This is a genomic window from Streptomyces corchorusii, assembly GCF_001514055.1.
Classification (GTDB): Bacteria; Actinomycetota; Actinomycetes; order Streptomycetales; family Streptomycetaceae; genus Streptomyces; species Streptomyces olivaceoviridis.
In genome coordinates this window covers 40935-57561 of sequence record NZ_KQ948379.1, presented here as the reverse complement: position 1 = coordinate 57561, position 16627 = coordinate 40935, and the positions used below count along the sequence as shown (strand labels likewise).

Below are 16627 nucleotides of genomic sequence, written 5' to 3'. Positions count from 1 at the left end.
GGCCGTCCCCTCAGTCCGCGGATCGGCCCTCGAACCGGTCCGCGGGTCAGTCCTCGAAGCCTTCCGCCGCCCGCTTCTCCCGCAGTTCCCGGATCGCCCGGCGGCGGGCCAGGCGGTGGGTGCGGCGGATCTGGGCCTCCTGGTAGCGGCGGCGGTCGCGGTCGGTCTCCGGTACCACCGGCGGCACCCGGCGCGGCTTGCCGTCGGCGTCGACGGCCGTGAAGACCAGGTAGGCGGAGCCGACCTGGGTGGCCGGGTCCGACTCGTTCCAGCGCTCGGCGAGGACCCGGACGCCGATCTCCATCGAGGTCCGGCCGGTCCAGTTCACCTGCGCCTTGACGTGGACCAGGTCACCGACGCGGACCGGCTCCAGGAACACCATCTCGTCCATGGACGCGGTGACGGCGGGACCGCCGGAGTGCCGGCCGGCCACGGCGCCCGCCGCGTCGTCGACGAGCTTCATGATCACGCCACCGTGCACGGTCCCCAGCAGGTTGGTGTCGTTGTGGGTCATGATGTGGCTGAGGGTGGTGCGCGAGGCGGACGTGGGTTTGCCCGGGATGTCCGGTTCCATCGCCGGATCCGTGTCCGTGACCTGGTCTGTCATGCCCCCTACCTTATGCCGAAGCCTCATTCGCGGACTTTGTGTCGGGTTCGCAACAGCGAGGCCCTGATTTCCCGACATCCCTTGTCGAGTACATAGCCGAGCCCTGCACACTGGGGCGCATGAATGACTGGCCCGAGGGATGGTCCGACGACAACCGCGGCCCGCGCTACGGACGCGGCAGTGCCGGCGCGCAGCCGGAGGGGGCCCGCGTGATGCGTCAGGTGCGGCGCGGCCCGGCGGTACCGCCCGGACCGCGCTCGGCGTACGGCGACCCCGGCCCGGCGGCGCCGCCGTACGGGGCCGGTGTGCCGCGGCAGCCGTCGTACGTCGACGGCCAGGGGCACGAGGAAGGCGCTGGCTACAGCGACTACGACAGCGGCTACAACACCGGCCAGGTCTACGGCGGCTCCGGCGGCCGGGGCCCCGGCGGCACGGCGGGGGCGCCCACCCGGGCGCCGCGCCCCGCGCCGAACTGGCGGCGCCGGATCAAGTGGACGGCGATCACCCTGGCGACCGTGCTGGTCGTCACCTCGATCGCGACCTACTTCTGGGCCGACTCCAAGCTGCGCCGCGAGGTCGACCTGTCCAAGGTCATCGACCGGCCGGAGGGCGGCGACGGCACGAACTACCTGATCGTCGGCTCGGACAGCCGTGAGGGCATGTCCAAGGAGGACGAGAAGAAGCTGCACACCGGCGGCGCCGAGGGCAAGCGCACCGACTCGATGATGATCCTGCACGTCGGCGGCAACGGCGACACGCTGATCTCGCTGCCGCGCGACTCCGACGTGGTGGTCCCGTCGTACCAGGGCTCGACGTCCGGGAAGACCTACCCGGCGCAGGGGCGGCACACGAAGCTGAACGCCACCTACGCCGAGGACGGGCCGACGCTGCTGGTCCGCACGATCGAGGCCAACACCGGGCTGCGCATCGACCACTACGTGGAGATCGGCTTCCAGGGCTTCGCCAGCATCGTGGACGCGGTGGGCGGCGTGGACATCACCATCGACAAGGGCTTCAAGGACAAGTGGTCGGGCGCCGACTTCAAGGCCGGCAAGCAGACCCTGAACGGCCAGCAGGCGCTCGCCTTCGTCCGTACCCGGCACGCGTTCGCCGCGTCCGACCTCCAGCGCACCAAGAACCAGCAGAAGTTCCTGGCCGCCCTGGCCCACCAGGTGGCCACCCCCTCGACGATCCTCAACCCGTTCACGTTCTACCCGACCATGGGCGCGGGCCTGGACTCCCTGATCGTCGACAAGGACATGTCGCTGTGGGACCTGGGCTCGATGTTCTGGGCGATGAAGGGCGTCAGCGGCGGTGACGGCACCTCGATGAACATGCCGATCTCCGGCTCCGTGGGCGGCAACCTCGTCTGGGACAAGGCCAAGGTGAAGACCCTGGTGAACGAGCTGAACAACGACGAGAAGGTCACCGTCTCCGGCAACTGACGTCGTCACGCACCGGTTCGAGGGCACCCCGCGGGGTGCCCTCGGCCGTGCCGGGGCGGGCTCACATGCTGGCGCCCGCCATCGCCCGGCAGGTCTCCGCGCAGCGGCGACACGCCTCGGCGCAGCGCATCATCATCTCGTCGTCGGGCATGGACATACACGCCTCGGCGCACATGTCACAGGCCCGCGCGCAGACGGCGCACATCTCGCCGGCCATGGGCGAGCGCCGCATCATCATGTCGGCGCACATGCGGGTCGTCTCGGAGCAGTCCATGAGCGCGCGCATGATCTGCATCTGCGCCTGGCCGCCCTGCTGCATGCAGGAGCTCATGGCCTCCTCGCAGATGTTGTGGCAGTCCATGCAGGCGTCGATGCAGTCCTGCATCTGCTGCGTGAGGGCGGGCATCATTCCGGACTGGGACTGGGTCATGGCTCCTCCTCGGAGGCAGGCGGGACCCGGGGCGGGCCCCGTGTGCTTCCGTCCTACGCCGGGGAGCGACGTCCCGCATGTCGGGTTACGGCAGGTTGCGGGCCATGACGATGCGCTGGACCTGGTTCGTGCCCTCGTAGATCTGGGTGATCTTGGCGTCGCGCATCATGCGCTCCACCGGGTAGTCACGGGTGTAGCCGTAGCCGCCGAGGAGCTGGACGGCGTCGGTGGTGACCTCCATGGCGACGTCCGAGGCGAAGCACTTGGCGGCGGCACCCAGGTAGGTGAGGTCGGCGTCCCCGCGCTCGGAGGCCGCGGCGGCCTGGTAGGTCAGGGCGCGGGCCGCCGAGATCTTCATGGACATGTCGGCGAGCATGAACTGGATGCCCTGGAAGTCGGCGATCGGCTTGCCGAACTGCTTGCGCTCCTGGACGTAGCCCTTGGCGTAGTCGAAGGCGCCCTGGGCGACACCGAGGGCCTGGGCGGCGATGGTGATGCGGGTGTGGTCCAGGGTCTTCATGGCCGTCATGAAGCCGGTGCCCTCCTCGCCGATCATGCGGTCGGCGGGGATGCGGACGTTGTCGAAGTAGACCTCGCGGGTCGGGGAGCCCTTGATGCCGAGCTTCTTCTCCGGTGCGCCGAAGGAGACGCCCTCGTCCGACTTCTCCACCACGAAGGCGGAGATGCCCTTGGAGCGCTTCGAGGGGTCCGTCACGGCCATCACCGTGTAGTACTCCGAGACGCCCGCGTTGGTGATCCAGCGCTTCACGCCGTTGAGCACCCAGTGGTCGCCGTCGCGGACCGCCTTGGTCTTCATGCCGGCCGCGTCGGAGCCGGCCTCCGGCTCGGAGAGGCAGTACGAGAACATGGCGTCGCCCTTGGCGAGCGGCGTCAGGTACTTCTTCTTCAGCTCCTCGCCGCCGGAGAGGATCACCGGGAGCGAGCCCAGCTTGTTCACGGCCGGGATGAGGGAGGAGGAGACACAGGCACGGGCCACCTCCTCGATCACGATGACCGTGGCGAGCGCGTCGGCGCCGGCGCCGCCGTACTCCTCGGGGACGTGCACGGCGTGCAGGTCGTTGGCCACCAGGGCGTCGAGGGCCTCCTGCGGGAAGCGGGCCTCCTCGTCCACCGCCGCGGCGTACGGCGCGATCTTTGCCTCGACCAGGGAGCGGACGGCGTCCCGGAGCATGTCGTGCTCCTCGGACGGGCGGTACAGGTCGAAGTCAGCCGATCCGGCCACGGTCTCTCACGCTCCAAAGACGCAGTGATACTGACGCTAATTACCGTTAAGTAACTGAATTTTAGAGCCCCCGTGTGAACCCGCCTACGTGAGCTTGGTGACAGCGGGGAAACTGCCCGCCGAGCGGCCCGACTATGCTCAGGCTCCGCATGACCGAGCAGGACCGACGGACCGGAGCTGGAGCGCACCCCATGAGCCTGAAGATCACCGTGATCGGCACCGGCTACCTCGGCGCCACGCACGCCGCGGCCATGGCCGAGCTGGGCTTCGAGGTGCTGGGCCTGGACGTCGTACCCGAGAAGATCGCCATGCTGGAGCGCGGCGAGACCCCGATGTACGAGCCGGGGCTCGAAGAGCTGCTGCGCCGGCACGTGGCCGGGATCGAGGGGTCCACCGGGCGGCTGCGCTTCACCACGGACTGGGCCGAGGTCGGCGCCTTCGGCGATGTGCACTTCGTGTGCGTGAACACCCCGCAGAAGCACGGCGAGTACGCCTGCGACATGAGCTACGTCGACTCCGCCGTCGCCTCCCTCGCCCCGCATCTGCGCGGCCCCGCCCTGGTCGTCGGCAAGTCGACCGTGCCGGTGGGCTCCGCCGACCGGCTGGCCGCCTACCTGGCCGAGCACGCCCCGGCGGGCGGCGACGCCGAGCTGGCCTGGAACCCGGAGTTCCTGCGCGAGGGGTTCGCCGTCCAGGACACCCTGCACCCGGACCGGATCGTCGTCGGTGTGCGCAGCGAGCGCGCGGAGAAGCTGCTGCGCGAGGTGTACGCGGGCCCGCTCGGCGAGGGCACGCCGTTCGTGGTCACCGACTTCCCGACCGCCGAGCTGGTGAAGACGGCCGCGAACTCCTTCCTCGCGACCAAGATCTCCTTCATCAACGCGATGGCGGAGGTGTGCGAGGCGGCCGGCGGTGACGTGGCGAAGCTCGCGGAGGCCATCGGCCACGACGACCGGATCGGCCGCAAGTTCCTGCGGGCCGGCATCGGCTTCGGCGGCGGCTGCCTGCCCAAGGACATCCGGGCGTTCATGGCCCGCGCGGGCGAGCTGGGCGCCGACCAGGCGCTGACCTTCCTGCGCGAGATCGACTCCATCAACATGCGCCGGCGCGGCCAGATGGTGGAGATGACCCGGGAGGCGCTCGGCGGCGGCTCCTTCCTCGGCAAGCGGGTCGCGGTGCTCGGCGCCACCTTCAAGCCGGACTCGGACGACGTCCGCGACTCGCCCGCGCTGAACGTGGCCGGCCAGATCCACCTCCAGGGCGGCCAGGTGACCGTGTACGACCCGAAGGGCATGGACAACGCCCGCAAGGTCTTCCCGACCCTGGGCTACGCCGGCTCCGCGCTGGAGGCCGCCCGGAGCGCCGACGTCGTCCTGCACCTGACCGAGTGGCGCGAGTTCCGCGAGCTGGACCCGGTGGCGCTCGGCGAGGCGGCGGCGGCCCGGGTGATCCTCGACGGCCGCAACGCCCTCGACCCGGAGCTGTGGCGCCGGGCCGGCTGGACGTACCGCGCGATGGGCCGCCCCAAGGCGTAGGCTCCCCGAGGCCCGTATGGCGACGCCGGTTCGGCCGAGGCTCAGTCGGCCGAACCGGCGTCTGTCCGCATTGTGCACCACACCGCCGCCGCTCACGCGCCCTTCGCCCGGTACCGGCGCATCTTCGCGCGCGCCCCGCACACCCGCATCGAGCACCAGCGCCCCCGCCCGGCGGGGCTGCGGTCGTAGTACGCCCAGTGGCAGGTCTCGGCCTCGCACGCCTTGAGCCGGGTCCAGGTGCCCGCGACGAGCGCCTCGGCGACAGCGGCGGCGACCCGGGACGGCAACGGGGCCGCGTCGGCGGGGGCGAGGCGGGCCGAGCCGTCGTGGTCGTCGACGGCGACGTACAGCGGGGCCCGTGCCAGCAGGGTGCCCAGCGGGGTCACCGGGCGGTGCGGTGGATGTCCGGCGTGCGCGAGCAGCGCGGCCCGCAGCGACTCGCGCAGCTCCCGGGCGTCGGCCAGCCCGTCCCGCGTGATCCCGAGGCGGGCGCGGCCCTCCGGCGTGTCCAGCCCGTCCACGCCCGACTCGATGTCCAGGGTGTTGACCAGGGACTCGATCAGGGCCAGGCCGCCGGGAGCAGCCGATCTCTCGCTCATGCTTGCGACGTTACCCCCACTGGGGGAGCATGCAGTAACGGTTACCGGTTACCCGTCTTCACAGGTAACGCTACGAGGAGGTAGTCATGGCTCTCGCCAAGCTCGGTGTCGTCGTCCTGGACTGTCCCGACCCCCGCGCGCTGGCCGGTTTCTACGCCGGTGTGCTGGGCGGCACGGTGGAGGAGGACCCCGCGGACAGCGCGTGGGTGGACCTGAAGGTGCCCGGCGGGACGGCGCTGGCCTTCCAGCGGGCGGAGGGGTTCGTGCCGCCGGAGTGGCCCGCGGCGGACCGGTCGCAGCAGTTCCACCTGGACCTGGTGGTGGAGGACCTGGACGCGGCGGAGAAGGGCGTGCTGGAGCTGGGCGCCAAGCCGCTGGACACGCAGGACCGCGAGCGGACCTTCCGTGTCTACGCCGACCCGGCGGGGCACCCGTTCTGTCTCTGCGCCTGCTGATCCGTCCCGAAGGAGGAACCCATGGCGTCCGTGGCCCGTTTCCGCAACGTCGTGCTCGACTGCCCCGATCCGCATGTGCTGGCCGCCTTCTACGCGGCGGTGGCCGGGGGGACCCCGCGGCCGGAGGACGACGACTGGGTCGTGCTCCAGGTGCCGGACGGGCCGCGGCTCGCCTTCCAGCGGGCCGAGGGACACACCCCGCCGGAGTGGCCGCGCGCGGACCGCAACGGCCAGCAGCTCCACCTCGACTTCGACGCGGGCCCGACCTGGGCGGACCTCGACGCGGCGCACGAGCGGGTGCTGGCGCTCGGCGCCCGCCCGCTGGACCTGGAGGACCGCGAGACGAAGGACTTCCAGGTCTACGCCGACCCGGCGGGGCATCCGTTCTGCCTGTGCCGGATCGAACGGTCGTGACGGTCCGGGAACGCCCGGCTCGGTGATCCCGGCCTTCGCCGGGCGGGCGTTCCCCGGTCAGTTCCCGCCGCGCGTGCCGTCCAGCGACTCGATCGTGGCGAGGGACGGCGCGCGGGTCGCCTGGAGGTCCCGGGCGACGTCCTCCGCCGCGCCGAGCACACGCACCGCGTTCTGCCAGGTCAGCTTGGCCAGGTCGGCTTTGGACCAGCCGCGGTCCAGCAGTTCGGCGAGCAGGTTCGGGTACCCGGAGACGTCGTTCAGGCCGTCCGGGGTGAACGCGGTGCCGTCGTAGTCGCCGCCGATGCCGAGGTGGTCGATCCCGGCGACCTCGCGCATGTGGTCGAGGTGGTCGGCGACCGTGGACACCGTGGCGACCGGGCGCGGGTTGCGCTCCTCGAAGGCCCGGTGGATCTTCATCGCCTCGGGGCTGGTGTCCAGGGGGTCGAAGCCGTGGGCGCGCAGGTTCTCGAAGGCCACGTCCGTCCAGTCGACGGCGGCCTGGAGCACGAACTTGGGCACGAACGTCACCATCGCCACGCCGCCGTTGGCGGGCAGGCGCTCCAGTACGTCGTCGGGGATGTTGCGGGGGTGGTCGCACACCGCGCGGGAGGAGGAGTGCGAGAAGATCACCGGCGCGGAGGTGGCGTCCAGCGCGTCCCGCATCGTCGTCGCCGCCACGTGGGAGAGGTCGACGAGCATGCCGAGGCGGTTCATCTCCGCCACGACCTCGCGGCCGAAGGCGGACAGCCCGCCCACGCCCGGCTCGTCGGTCGCGGAGTCGGCCCAGTCCACGTTGTCGTTGTGGGTGAGCGTCATGTAGCGCACGCCGAGCGCGTACAGCCCGCGCAGGGTGCCGAGCGAGTTGGCGATGGAGTGCCCGCCCTCGGCGCCCATGAGCGAGGCGATACGGCCCTCGCCGCGCGCCGCCTCCATGTCGGCGGCGGTCAGCGCGGGCGCCAGCGCCGCCGGGTAGCGGGCCAGCAGTTGCCGGACGCAGTCGATCTGCTCCAGCGTCGCCGCGACCGGATCCGGCTGCTCGCAGGGCACGTACACCGACCAGTACTGGGCGCCGACCCCGCCCGCGCGCAGCCGCGGCAGGTCGGTGTGCAGCCGCTCGCTGCGGTCACCGGCGATGTCCAGGGCGTCCAGGTCGTAGCCGACCTGCTCGCGCAGCGCCCAGGGCAGGTCGTTGTGCCCGTCGACCACGGGGAACTCGCGCAGCAGCGCGTGTGCTTCGTCCAGGGCGGCCACGGCGGTCACTTCCCGAAGCCGAAGCCGCTGCCCGCGCCCTCGACCTTGGAGCGCAGCCGCTTGCCCTTCTCGGTGGCCTGGTCGTTGAGGTCCTGCTGGAAGTCGCGCATCCGGTGCAGCAGGTCCTCGTCGTGCGCGGCGAGGATGCGGGCGGCGAGGAGACCGGCGTTGCGGGCACCGGCGACGGAGACCGTGGCGACGGGGACACCGGCCGGCATCTGCACGATGGAGAGCAGGGAGTCCATGCCGTCCAGGTACTTCAGCGGCACGGGCACGCCGATGACCGGCAGCGGGGTCACGGAGGCGAGCATGCCGGGCAGGTGGGCGGCGCCGCCCGCACCCGCGATGATCACCTTCAGGCCGCGGTCGGCGGCCTGCTCACCGTACGTGATCATCTCGCGGGGCATGCGGTGCGCGGAGACGACGTCGACCTCGTAGGCGATCTCGAACTCGTCCAGGGCCTTGGCGGCGGCTTCCATGACGGGCCAGTCGGAGTCCGACCCCATGACGATGCCAACAACGGGGCTCATTCGGTGATGGTGCCTCTCAGGTAGCCGGCTGCGTGACGGGCGCGCTCCAGCACGTCGTCCAGGTCGTCGCCGTAGGTGTTGACGTGTCCGACCTTGCGGCCGGGCTTCACGTCCTTGCCATACATGTGGATCTTGAGCTTGGGGTCACGGGCCATGCAGTGCAAGTACGCGGAGTACATGTCCGGGAAGTCGCCACCCAGGACGTTGACCATCACGGTCCACGTGGCGCGCGGGCGCGGGTCGCCCAGCGGCAGGTCCAGGACCGCGCGGACGTGGTTGGCGAACTGCGAGGTGATCGCGCCGTCCATGCTCCAGTGGCCGGAGTTGTGCGGGCGCATCGCCAGTTCGTTGACGAGGATGCGGCCGTCGCGGGTCTGGAACAGCTCGACGGCGAGGTGCCCGACGACGCCGAGCTCCTTGGCGATGGTCAGCGCCATCTGCTCGGCGTGCAGCGCCAGGTCCTCCGCCAGGTCCGGCGCGGGGGCTATGACCGTGTCGCAGACGCCGTTGACCTGCTGCGACTCCACCACCGGGTAGGCGACGGCCTGGCCGTGCGGGGAGCGTACGACGTTGGCGGCCAGCTCACGGACGTAGTCGACCTTCTCCTCGGCGAGGACGGGCACGCCGGCGCGGAACGGCTCGGCCGCCTCCTCGGCGCTGTCCACGACCCACACGCCCTTGCCGTCGTAGCCGCCGCGGACCGTCTTGAGGACGACCGGGAAGCCGTCGCCCTCCTCGGCGAACCGGACCACGTCCTCCGGGTCGCTCACGATCCGGTGCCGGGGGCAGGGGATGCCGATCGCGTCGAGCTTCGCACGCATCACCCCCTTGTCCTGGGCGTGCACGAGCGCGTCCGGCCCCGGGCGCACGGGGATGCCGTCCGCCTCCAGGGCACGCAGGTGCTCGGTGGGCACGTGCTCGTGGTCGAAGGTGATCACGTCACAGCCGCGCGCGAACTCGCGGAGCGTGTCCAGGTCGCGATAGTCGCCGATGACGACGTCGCTCACGACCTGCGCCGCGGAATCCTGAGGAGTGTCACTGAGGAGCTTGAACCTGATGCCCAGCGGGATGCCCGCCTCGTGCGTCATACGCGCGAGCTGACCCCCGCCGACCATGCCGACTACCGGGAACGTCACACCCCTAGCGTATCGGCCGCGCGGAGACTGCCGGATCGCGTCCCTCTCACAGACTCTTACCCGGTGCTTCCCCGCCTCTTTCCGACCTGTTTCCACGGCGTGGCCCGGTCCACGGGCACCGGCGACCCCGCCCGGCTAGCATGGCGGGGTTGAGGAAACCTACCGACGGGAGCTGCACAGCCATGGAACCTCGTTCCTCGGGGCTGCAACGGCTCGTACGCGAGGTGGTCAAGTTCGGTGCCGTGGGCGGTGCCGGCGTCCTCGTCAATCTCGGCGTGTTCAACCTGGTCCGGCACGTCTCCGACCTGCCGGTGGTGCGGGCCAGCATCATCGCGACCGTCGTGGCCATCGTCTTCAACTACGTCGGCTTCCGTTACTGGACGTACCGGGACCGCGACAAGAGCGGGCGCACCAAGGAACTCACGCTGTTCCTGCTGTTCAGCGCGATCGGCCTGGTGATCGAGAACGGCGTGCTGTACCTGGCGACCTACGGCTTCGGCTGGGACAGCCCGCTGCAGAGCAACGTCTTCAAGTTCGTCGGCATCGGCGTCGCGACCCTCTTCCGGTTCTGGTCGTACCGCTCCTGGGTGTTCCGGGCGTTGCCCGCCCGCGAGACCGCGGTGAGCGCGGAATCGATTCTGGAGCGGGACCCGGCGGACCCCACGAAGCGGACGCCCAAGCAGCACGTGCCGTAGGCGCGCGGACCGGCTGACGGACCGGCTAGCGGACCGTCGGCTGCTCGTCGTCCGGGGTGCGTGCCGGGGGTGTGCGCGAGAGGAACAGGCCGAAGACCGGGGGCTGCGCCTGGAGCAGCTCCAGCCGTCCGCCGTCGGCCTCCGCGAGGTCCCGGGCGACGGCCAGGCCGATCCCCGTGGAGTTCCGTCCGCTGATGGTGCGCTCGAAGATCCGCGCGCCGAGGTCGGCCGGCACACCCGGCCCCTCGTCGGTGACCTCGATCACGGCCTGGTTGCCGGTGACCCGGGTGCGCAGGGCGACGGTGCCGCCGCCGTGCATGAGCGAGTTCTCGATCAGCGCGGCCAGCACCTGGGCGACCGCGCCCGGGGTGCCCACCGCCTGGAGGTGCCGCTTGCCGGAGCTGACGATGGCCCGGCCGGCGCTGCGGTAGGCGGGCCGCCACTCGGCGAGCTGCTGCTGGATGACCTCGTCCAGGTCGAAGGTGACGGCGGAGCCGGTCCGCGGGTCCCTTGAGTTCGTCAGCAGCCGCTGCACGACGTCCGTCAGCCGCTCGACCTGCGTCAGCGCGATGGTCGCCTCCTCCTTCACCGTGTCCGGGTCGTCGGTGAGGGTGATCTCCTCCAGCCGCATGGACAGCGCGGTCAGGGGGGTGCGGAGCTGGTGGGAGGCGTCGGCCGCGAGGCGCCGCTCGGCCGTCAGCATGCGCCCGATCCGCTCGGCGGAGGCGTCCAGCACATCGGCGACCCGGTCCAGCTCGGGGACGCCGTACCGCTTGTGCCGGGGGCGCGGGTCGCCGGAGCCGAGGCGTTCCGCGGTCTCGGCGAGGTCGGTCAGCGGGGAGGCGAGCCGGTTGGCCTGCCGTACGGCGAGCAGCACCGCCGCCACCACGGCGAGCAGCGCGACCAGCCCGATGATCAGCAGGGTCCGGCCGACCTCGCGGGTCACCGCGGAGCGGGGCTCCTGCACGGTGACCGTCTCGCCCTCCTCGCCGCGCTGCGTGTAGTGGATGGTGTCGCCCTCGGGCTTGGTGCCGATCTCGATGGGCGGCTTGCCGGGCATGCGGATGACCGCGTACTGGTCCTTGCTGACCGGGTTGCGCAGCACGTCCGCGTTGACGTTCTCCGCGGCGAGGATGCGGCTGTCCACGATGCTGGCCAGCCGGACCGCCTCGGACTCGACCCGTTCCTGGGCGCTGTTGCCGATCGTCCGCGTCTCGACGATCACCAGGGACACGCCGAAGACCGCGATCACCACGAGGACGACGGCGAGGGTGGACTGGATGAGACGTCGGCGCATGCTCCGTTACCTGGGGTGCTCGCTGGGCCCGGACTCAGCTCTTCTCGAACCGGAAGCCCACGCCACGCACCGTCGCGATGTACCGGGGGTTCGCCGCGTCGTCGCCCAGCTTCTTGCGCAGCCAGGAGATGTGCATGTCCAGGGTCTTGGTGGACGACCACCACGTGGTGTCCCAGACCTCGCGCATCAGCTGGTCCCGGGTCACCACCCGGCCCGCGTCCCGCACCAGCACCCGCAGCAGGTCGAACTCCTTGGCGGTGAGCTGGAGTTCCTCGTCGCCCATCCAGGCGCGGTGCGACTCGACGTCGATCCGCACCCCGTGCGTGGCCGGCGGCTGCTGCGGTTCGGCGGCGCCGCGCCGGAGCAGGGCCCGCACCCGGGCGAGCAGTTCGGCGAGCCGGAACGGCTTGGTGACGTAGTCGTCGGCGCCCGCGTCCAGGCCGACGACGGTGTCCACCTCGTCGGCCCGCGCGGTCAGGATGAGGATCGGCACGGTGTGACCGTCGGCGCGCAGCCGGCGGGCGACCTCCAGGCCGTCCATGCCGGGCAGGCCCAGGTCCAGCACGACCAGGTCCACGCCGCCCTGCATTCCGGCGTCGAGCGCGGCGGGTCCGTCCTCGCGCACCTCGACCTCGTAACCTTCCCGGCGCAGGGCGCGGGCCAGCGGCTCCGAGATGGACGCGTCGTCCTCGGCGAGCAGTACACGGGTCATGAGGTGATGGTAGACCGCCCGCGTGCGGTGCCGGGGCGTGATCGCCACCCCGGCCTCTTACCTTCGTATGCTGCTGGTACGAACCATTGACCTGGGGATGGGATCGAGAGAAAGACCTTCGATCCGGGCCTGCGGTTCCCGCGACACCTGTGATCCGTGTCTCAAGTCCTTCCATATCCGGCGGTGTCCTGCCGTATGGTGATCTGAACGCCTGTAGTACACCGGGGACCTTTGGCGGGCATATGACGCTGAGGGTCTTCTTTGTGTGCGGGCTGGTCCAGACCAGCCTTGAAAGGAATGACCTCTGGCCGGGCTCCGGACGCGGTGACGCGTCAGGGGCGTGGATCCCGGTGGTCGCCGTCCGCCGCTCCGCGATCCGGGGCGGACTCCCCCTGGGCGTGGGGGTGGACGGCCGACCCCGCCGGTGCCGGCCGACACCCCCACCGGGCGCGCAACGCTCCACCGCGCGTCCCGACCAGCAAGGAACGACCATGGCGTCCAGCCTGACGAAGGACTCGGTCCGACCGGGCACCCCCGGTTCCGAGAAGACCTTCTTCGGCCACCCCCGCGGACTGGCCACTCTCTTCATGACCGAGATGTGGGAGCGTTTCTCCTACTACGGCATGAGGGCCCTTCTCCCGCTGTACCTGGTGGCCCCGGGTGGCCTGCACCTGAGCGCGGGCACGGCGACGGCGATCTACGCCGTGTACCTGTCGCTCGTGTACCTGCTCGCCCTGCCCGGCGGCTGGGTCGCCGACCGCGTCCTCGGTCCCCGCAAGACGGTGGCCGTCGCGGGCCTGGTCATCATGCTCGGTCACCTGTGCCTGGCGCTGCCCGCCGCCGCGAGCTTCTTCGTCGGCCTGGTGCTCGTCGCCATCGGCTCCGGTCTGCTGAAGGCCAACATCTCCACGATGGTCGGCCACCTCTACGACGGCCCGCAGGACCCGCGCCGGGACGGTGGCTTCACGCTCTTCTACATCGGCATCAACCTCGGTGCCTTCGTCGCCCCGCTGGTCATCGGCACCGTCGGCGAGAACGTCAACTGGCACCTGGGCTTCGCGCTGGCCGCGCTCGGCATGGCGCTGGGTCTCGCCCAGTACCTGCTCGGCGGTCGCCACCTGGACGCCCGGAGCAGCGAGGTCCCGACCCCGCTGACGCCCGCCGAGAAGGCGTCCACCCTGCGCAAGGGCCTGATCTGGCTGGCCATCGCCGCGGTCTTCTACGGCGTCGTCGGCGGCACCGGCCACTTCACCCTGAACTGGGCGCTGATCCCGCTCACGCTCATCGGCCTGATCGTGCCGATCCTGGTCATCTCCCGGATCCTGCGCGACAAGGACCTGGAGCCGGCCGAGCGCTCCAAGGTGTCCGCGTACATCTGGTTCTTCGTGGCCGCCGCCGTCTTCTGGATGATCTACGACCAGGGCGGCTCCACGCTCTCGCTGTTCGCCGAGAAGAGCGCCGACAACACCATCTTCGGCTGGGAGTTCCCGGTCTCCTGGTACCAGTCGGTCAACCCGGTCATGATCATGGCCCTCGCGCCGGTCTTCGCCTGGCTGTGGCTGTGGCTGAACAAGCGCGGCAAGGAGCCGAGCACGATCGTGAAGTTCGCCTCCGGTCTGGTGCTGGTCGGCGCGTCCTTCTTCGTCTTCCTCGCCCCGCTGTCGATCGCCGAGGGCGGTCACAAGGCCGCGGCGCTGTGGCTGGTCGCGATCTACTTCGCGCAGACCGTCGGTGAGCTGACGCTGTCGCCGGTGGGTCTGTCGGTGACGACGAAGATGGCGCCGAAGAAGTACGCCTCGCAGATGATGGGCGTCTGGTTCCTCGCGGTCACCGCGGGCGACTCCGTCACCGCCCTGCTGTCGAACCCGGCCGTCGGTGGCGTCAACCTCGACAAGATGGGCTTCGTCGCCCTGGAGGCCGTGCTCGCCGTGGTCGCGGGCGTCGCGGTGTGGATGTACCGCGGCAAGGTGAAGAAGCTGATGGGCAACGTGAACTAGCCGTCGTGCCTGGCCGGAAGGGCCGCCGCACCCAGGTGGGTGCGGCGGCCCTTCCGCTGTGCGGGGGATCGCCGAGTGCCGTCGGGGCGGGTTATCGCGTCCCGCGCCTCGGCAGCACCGTGAACACCGCCGCCCCCGGCAGGATCGCCGTGCCCGCCACCAGGCCCGGGGCCTTCAGGGCACCGTGGTCGCTCGCGCCGGTCTCGGCGAGGCCGCCGTCGCCGCCGTCGGTCGTGGCGGAACCCGAGGAACCGCCCGACGTCGACGTGCCGCCCGCCGCGCCGCCCGGCTGCTCTGTCGTGTCCAGGGTGGGCGAGACCGCCGTCCTCACCGGCGTGCAGGTCGTGGTCGTACCGAGCGCCTTGACCGTCAGCACGCCCGGGGACAGCGTCGAGGTGCCGCTCGCGCCGGACTGGTAGGCGCCCGTGAGGTCGGGGATCCCGATCGGGTCGCCGGACTTGACCGGGTTCGCGTTCGTCAGCCCCTCCACATGCACCGTGCCCTTGTCGGCGCCGCCCGGCACGACCTCCATGGACAGCGGTAGTTGACGTCGACGACGTCGGCGTGGGCCGTCGGCGCGGCCGGCAGGACCGCCGAGCCGGCCAGGGCCGCGGCGGACGCGAGCGCGGCGGTTAGTTTCGGGTACGACACGGTCGGCCCACCCCATCCATTCCTGACGGCGCATCAGATTCGGCCGTCGAGGTACGCCCGGGGTCGCGAGGAAGGAAGACACGTCACACGCCGGAGTGGTGGTGACCCGGCGTGCGCGAAGCGGTGTCGGAGTGGAGGCGGGGACTCGGGTGGTCCCGGGTGGTCCCGGGCGGCCTCCGTCGGCGCTCAGGCGGGAGCGCCCAGTTCCGCCCAGACCGTCTTGCCCGGCGTGCCGGGGGCGCGGACCACGCCCCAGTCCAGGCACAGCCGCTGCACGATGAACATGCCGTGCCCGCCGGGCCGTCCGGCGCGGTGCGGGGTGCGCGGGGCCGGCTGGCCGGTGCCCCGGTCGGAGACCTCCAGCCGGATCACCTTGTTGTCGCAGGCGAGGAGCAGTTCGTCGGGGCCCTCGGCGTGCAGGCAGGCGTTGGTGACCAGTTCGGAGACCACGAGCAGCACGTCCTCGGCGGCGGCCCGCTGGTCGGCGGTGGCGGCGGGCAGCCAGCCCCACGCGTACAGCGCCTGGCGGGTGAAGTCGCGGGCGAGCGGGACGACCCCGCTCTCGCCTTCCAGGCGCAGCCTGCGGACCTGCCGGCCCCGGGGCTGCGGGGCGCCGTCGGCCGGGCCCGGCGGCCCGGACGGCGCGGACGGCGCGGCTGCCCCCGTGGCCGCGCCGACGGTCGGCGCGGCTCCCTCGGACACCCCGGAAGCGCCGCTGGGCTCCGGGCCGCGGTCGCCCGGCGAGTAAGGCCGGGTGGTGCTCATCAGCGCTTCACCTCACCGATTCACCAGTTCACGATTCAAAAGTCCGGTCAATGATCCGGCCGGCGGTCTCGGGCCGGTCGGTCCTGTCGAAGGCCCGGCACCGTCGGCACCCTGGGCGCCGTCCGGTCGGGATGTCGTCCGCACGCCACCCGGACGTCCTCGTCCGCGCGCCGTCCGCACACCGCCCGGCGGCCGTCCGCACGCCGCCCGGCCAGGAAATCCATACCCGCCCGTCCGCCGGACGCACGCCCCGTCCCGGGCGCCCTCCGACCACCGGTGCGCGGTGGACGGCCGACAGCCGGCGGAATGCCTCCCGCCTTCTTCTGCCCTCTCCTGCCCGACCGATCCGACGGAACACCCCCCGTTTCGGACGTGATGCATGTAACGCCCACGGGAAGTCGCGAGGGACCGGACCGGACACCGGGGCGGCGGATCAGTCGGCACCGTCGGCCAGGGCCGCCTCCAGGGAGTCGTGGACGGTGAAGACCGCCTCGGCCCCGGTGATCTCGAACACGCGGGCGACCACGGGCAGCATCCCGGCCAGATGGACCCCGCCGCCGGCGGCCTCCGCCTTCAGGCGGGCGCCGAGCAGGACGTTCAACCCCGTGGAGTCGCAGAACTCCAGGCGTGAGCAGTCCACTACGAGCCGCGAGAAGCCCTTGGCCAAGAGGTCGTCGAGGGGCTCACGCAAAAGATCGGCGGTGTGGTGGTCGAGCTCACCCGCCGGTGTCACAACGGCGCTGGAGCCCTCTTCCCGCACCTCCACCAGAAGCCGGCCCGACTGTGCGCTGCCGACCGTCCCGTGGTCCATGCCGTCTCTCTCCCGAGGTCGTGGCTGCTGATGCCCTCGAACATTACGCCTTCC

At 71.3% G+C, this 16627-nt stretch carries 17 protein-coding genes and 1 pseudogene; 6 read left to right on the top strand and 12 right to left on the bottom strand.

Translation table 11 applies throughout. The features are described 5' to 3' along the window. Positions 1-46 precede the first annotated feature (46 nt). Complete coding sequence (locus AQJ11_RS42750) at positions 47-607, bottom strand: acyl-CoA thioesterase (RefSeq protein ID WP_014673113.1); 561 nt, start codon at positions 605-607, stop codon at positions 47-49. A gap of 119 nt (positions 608-726) precedes the next feature. Here AQJ11_RS42750 and AQJ11_RS42745 point away from each other — a divergent pair, with 119 nt between their 5' ends. Beyond that, positions 727-2052 (top strand): LCP family protein, encoded by a 1326-nt coding sequence (locus tag AQJ11_RS42745; RefSeq protein ID WP_208616756.1) that lies wholly within the window; start codon positions 727-729, stop codon positions 2050-2052. Between the two features lie 61 nt (positions 2053-2113). Here the strand turns inward: AQJ11_RS42745 and AQJ11_RS42740 are convergent, their stop codons facing one another. Then, on the bottom strand, positions 2114-2482 hold the full coding sequence (locus tag AQJ11_RS42740; protein WP_014673115.1) for a four-helix bundle copper-binding protein: 369 nt from the start codon (positions 2480-2482) through the stop codon (positions 2114-2116). Positions 2483-2567: 85 nt separating this feature from the next. Beyond that, complete coding sequence (locus AQJ11_RS42735; protein WP_014673116.1) at positions 2568-3725, bottom strand: acyl-CoA dehydrogenase; 1158 nt, start codon at positions 3723-3725, stop codon at positions 2568-2570. Between the two features lie 191 nt (positions 3726-3916). Between AQJ11_RS42735 and AQJ11_RS42730 the strand changes: the two genes are divergently transcribed. Continuing rightward, positions 3917-5260, top strand: coding sequence for a UDP-glucose dehydrogenase family protein (locus AQJ11_RS42730; protein WP_058080784.1), 1344 nt, complete (start codon positions 3917-3919; stop codon positions 5258-5260). Positions 5261-5352: 92 nt separating this feature from the next. Here AQJ11_RS42730 and AQJ11_RS42725 read toward each other — a convergent pair whose 3' ends face one another. Next, on the bottom strand, positions 5353-5859 hold the full coding sequence (locus tag AQJ11_RS42725; protein WP_059267055.1) for a CGNR zinc finger domain-containing protein: 507 nt from the start codon (positions 5857-5859) through the stop codon (positions 5353-5355). Between the two features lie 86 nt (positions 5860-5945). Between AQJ11_RS42725 and AQJ11_RS42720 the strand changes: the two genes are divergently transcribed. Both AQJ11_RS42720 and AQJ11_RS42715 read left to right on the top strand, forming a co-directional pair. Then, a complete protein-coding gene (locus AQJ11_RS42720) occupies positions 5946-6314 on the top strand; it encodes a VOC family protein (RefSeq protein WP_058080786.1) in 369 nt (122 codons plus the stop codon). 21 nt (positions 6315-6335) lie between these two features. After that, positions 6336-6728: a VOC family protein gene (locus tag AQJ11_RS42715; RefSeq protein WP_014673120.1), complete on the top strand. Its 393-nt coding sequence runs from the start codon at positions 6336-6338 to the stop codon at positions 6726-6728. A gap of 57 nt (positions 6729-6785) precedes the next feature. Here AQJ11_RS42715 and AQJ11_RS42710 read toward each other — a convergent pair whose 3' ends face one another. Genes AQJ11_RS42710 through AQJ11_RS42700 form a run of 3 tightly spaced genes read right to left on the bottom strand, consistent with a single transcriptional unit; the run spans position 6786 to position 9645 of the window. Next, complete coding sequence (locus tag AQJ11_RS42710; protein WP_382563809.1) at positions 6786-7979, bottom strand: dipeptidase; 1194 nt, start codon at positions 7977-7979, stop codon at positions 6786-6788. A gap of 5 nt (positions 7980-7984) precedes the next feature. Then, complete coding sequence (gene purE / locus AQJ11_RS42705; protein WP_079082684.1) at positions 7985-8509, bottom strand: 5-(carboxyamino)imidazole ribonucleotide mutase; 525 nt, start codon at positions 8507-8509, stop codon at positions 7985-7987. After that, positions 8506-9645 carry a 5-(carboxyamino)imidazole ribonucleotide synthase gene (locus AQJ11_RS42700; protein ID WP_059267053.1) on the bottom strand — a complete coding sequence of 380 codons (1140 nt, stop codon included), beginning with the start codon at positions 9643-9645 and terminating at the stop codon, positions 8506-8508. The genes purE and AQJ11_RS42700 overlap by 4 nt, the downstream gene beginning before the upstream one ends. 182 nt (positions 9646-9827) lie before the next feature. Between AQJ11_RS42700 and AQJ11_RS42695 the strand changes: the two genes are divergently transcribed. Continuing rightward, the gene (locus tag AQJ11_RS42695; RefSeq protein ID WP_059267052.1) at positions 9828-10340 is read left to right on the top strand and encodes a GtrA family protein; all 513 of its coding nucleotides are present in this window, start codon (positions 9828-9830) and stop codon (positions 10338-10340) included. Positions 10341-10365: 25 nt separating this feature from the next. Here the strand turns inward: AQJ11_RS42695 and AQJ11_RS42690 are convergent, their stop codons facing one another. Continuing rightward, positions 10366-11637: an ATP-binding protein gene (locus AQJ11_RS42690; protein WP_014673125.1), complete on the bottom strand. Its 1272-nt coding sequence runs from the start codon at positions 11635-11637 to the stop codon at positions 10366-10368. Between the two features lie 34 nt (positions 11638-11671). Further along, entirely contained in the window at positions 11672-12349 is a 678-nt protein-coding gene (locus AQJ11_RS42685; RefSeq protein ID WP_030653180.1) for a response regulator transcription factor, read from the bottom strand. A gap of 491 nt (positions 12350-12840) precedes the next feature. Here AQJ11_RS42685 and AQJ11_RS42680 point away from each other — a divergent pair, with 491 nt between their 5' ends. Then, positions 12841-14346, top strand: coding sequence for a peptide MFS transporter (locus AQJ11_RS42680; RefSeq protein WP_059267051.1), 1506 nt, complete (start codon positions 12841-12843; stop codon positions 14344-14346). 91 nt (positions 14347-14437) lie between these two features. On the opposite strand, the pseudogene AQJ11_RS42675 reads toward AQJ11_RS42680, so the two are convergent. From AQJ11_RS42675 to AQJ11_RS42665, 3 genes and pseudogenes are all read right to left on the bottom strand, one after another. Then, positions 14438-14884 (bottom strand): annotated as a pseudogene (locus tag AQJ11_RS42675) (hypothetical protein); the annotation flags it as partial. Positions 14885-15183: 299 nt separating this feature from the next. Further along, positions 15184-15762 carry an ATP-binding protein gene (locus AQJ11_RS42670; RefSeq protein WP_014673129.1) on the bottom strand — a complete coding sequence of 193 codons (579 nt, stop codon included), beginning with the start codon at positions 15760-15762 and terminating at the stop codon, positions 15184-15186. Positions 15763-16195: 433 nt separating this feature from the next. Further along, the gene (locus AQJ11_RS42665) at positions 16196-16573 is read right to left on the bottom strand and encodes an STAS domain-containing protein (protein ID WP_014673130.1); all 378 of its coding nucleotides are present in this window, start codon (positions 16571-16573) and stop codon (positions 16196-16198) included. Positions 16574-16627 lie beyond the last annotated feature (54 nt).

What these genes read in the sequence shown, in the direction of transcription:
- AQJ11_RS42750 (WP_014673113.1), bottom strand. Translation starts at nt 607, where the DNA reads ATGACAGACCAGGTCACGGACACGGATCCGGCGATGGAACCGGACATC.
- AQJ11_RS42745 (WP_208616756.1), top strand. Translation starts at nt 727, where the DNA reads ATGAATGACTGGCCCGAGGGATGGTCCGACGACAACCGCGGCCCGCGC.
- AQJ11_RS42740 (WP_014673115.1), bottom strand. Translation starts at nt 2,482, where the DNA reads ATGACCCAGTCCCAGTCCGGAATGATGCCCGCCCTCACGCAGCAGATG.
- AQJ11_RS42730 (WP_058080784.1), top strand. Translation starts at nt 3,917, where the DNA reads ATGAGCCTGAAGATCACCGTGATCGGCACCGGCTACCTCGGCGCCACG.
- AQJ11_RS42725 (WP_059267055.1), bottom strand. Translation starts at nt 5,859, where the DNA reads ATGAGCGAGAGATCGGCTGCTCCCGGCGGCCTGGCCCTGATCGAGTCC.
- AQJ11_RS42720 (WP_058080786.1), top strand. Translation starts at nt 5,946, where the DNA reads ATGGCTCTCGCCAAGCTCGGTGTCGTCGTCCTGGACTGTCCCGACCCC.
- AQJ11_RS42715 (WP_014673120.1), top strand. Translation starts at nt 6,336, where the DNA reads ATGGCGTCCGTGGCCCGTTTCCGCAACGTCGTGCTCGACTGCCCCGAT.
- purE (WP_079082684.1), bottom strand. Translation starts at nt 8,509, where the DNA reads ATGAGCCCCGTTGTTGGCATCGTCATGGGGTCGGACTCCGACTGGCCC.
- AQJ11_RS42695 (WP_059267052.1), top strand. Translation starts at nt 9,828, where the DNA reads ATGGAACCTCGTTCCTCGGGGCTGCAACGGCTCGTACGCGAGGTGGTC.
- AQJ11_RS42690 (WP_014673125.1), bottom strand. Translation starts at nt 11,637, where the DNA reads ATGCGCCGACGTCTCATCCAGTCCACCCTCGCCGTCGTCCTCGTGGTG.
- AQJ11_RS42685 (WP_030653180.1), bottom strand. Translation starts at nt 12,349, where the DNA reads ATGACCCGTGTACTGCTCGCCGAGGACGACGCGTCCATCTCGGAGCCG.
- AQJ11_RS42680 (WP_059267051.1), top strand. Translation starts at nt 12,841, where the DNA reads ATGGCGTCCAGCCTGACGAAGGACTCGGTCCGACCGGGCACCCCCGGT.
- AQJ11_RS42670 (WP_014673129.1), bottom strand. Translation starts at nt 15,762, where the DNA reads ATGAGCACCACCCGGCCTTACTCGCCGGGCGACCGCGGCCCGGAGCCC.
- AQJ11_RS42665 (WP_014673130.1), bottom strand. Translation starts at nt 16,573, where the DNA reads ATGGACCACGGGACGGTCGGCAGCGCACAGTCGGGCCGGCTTCTGGTG.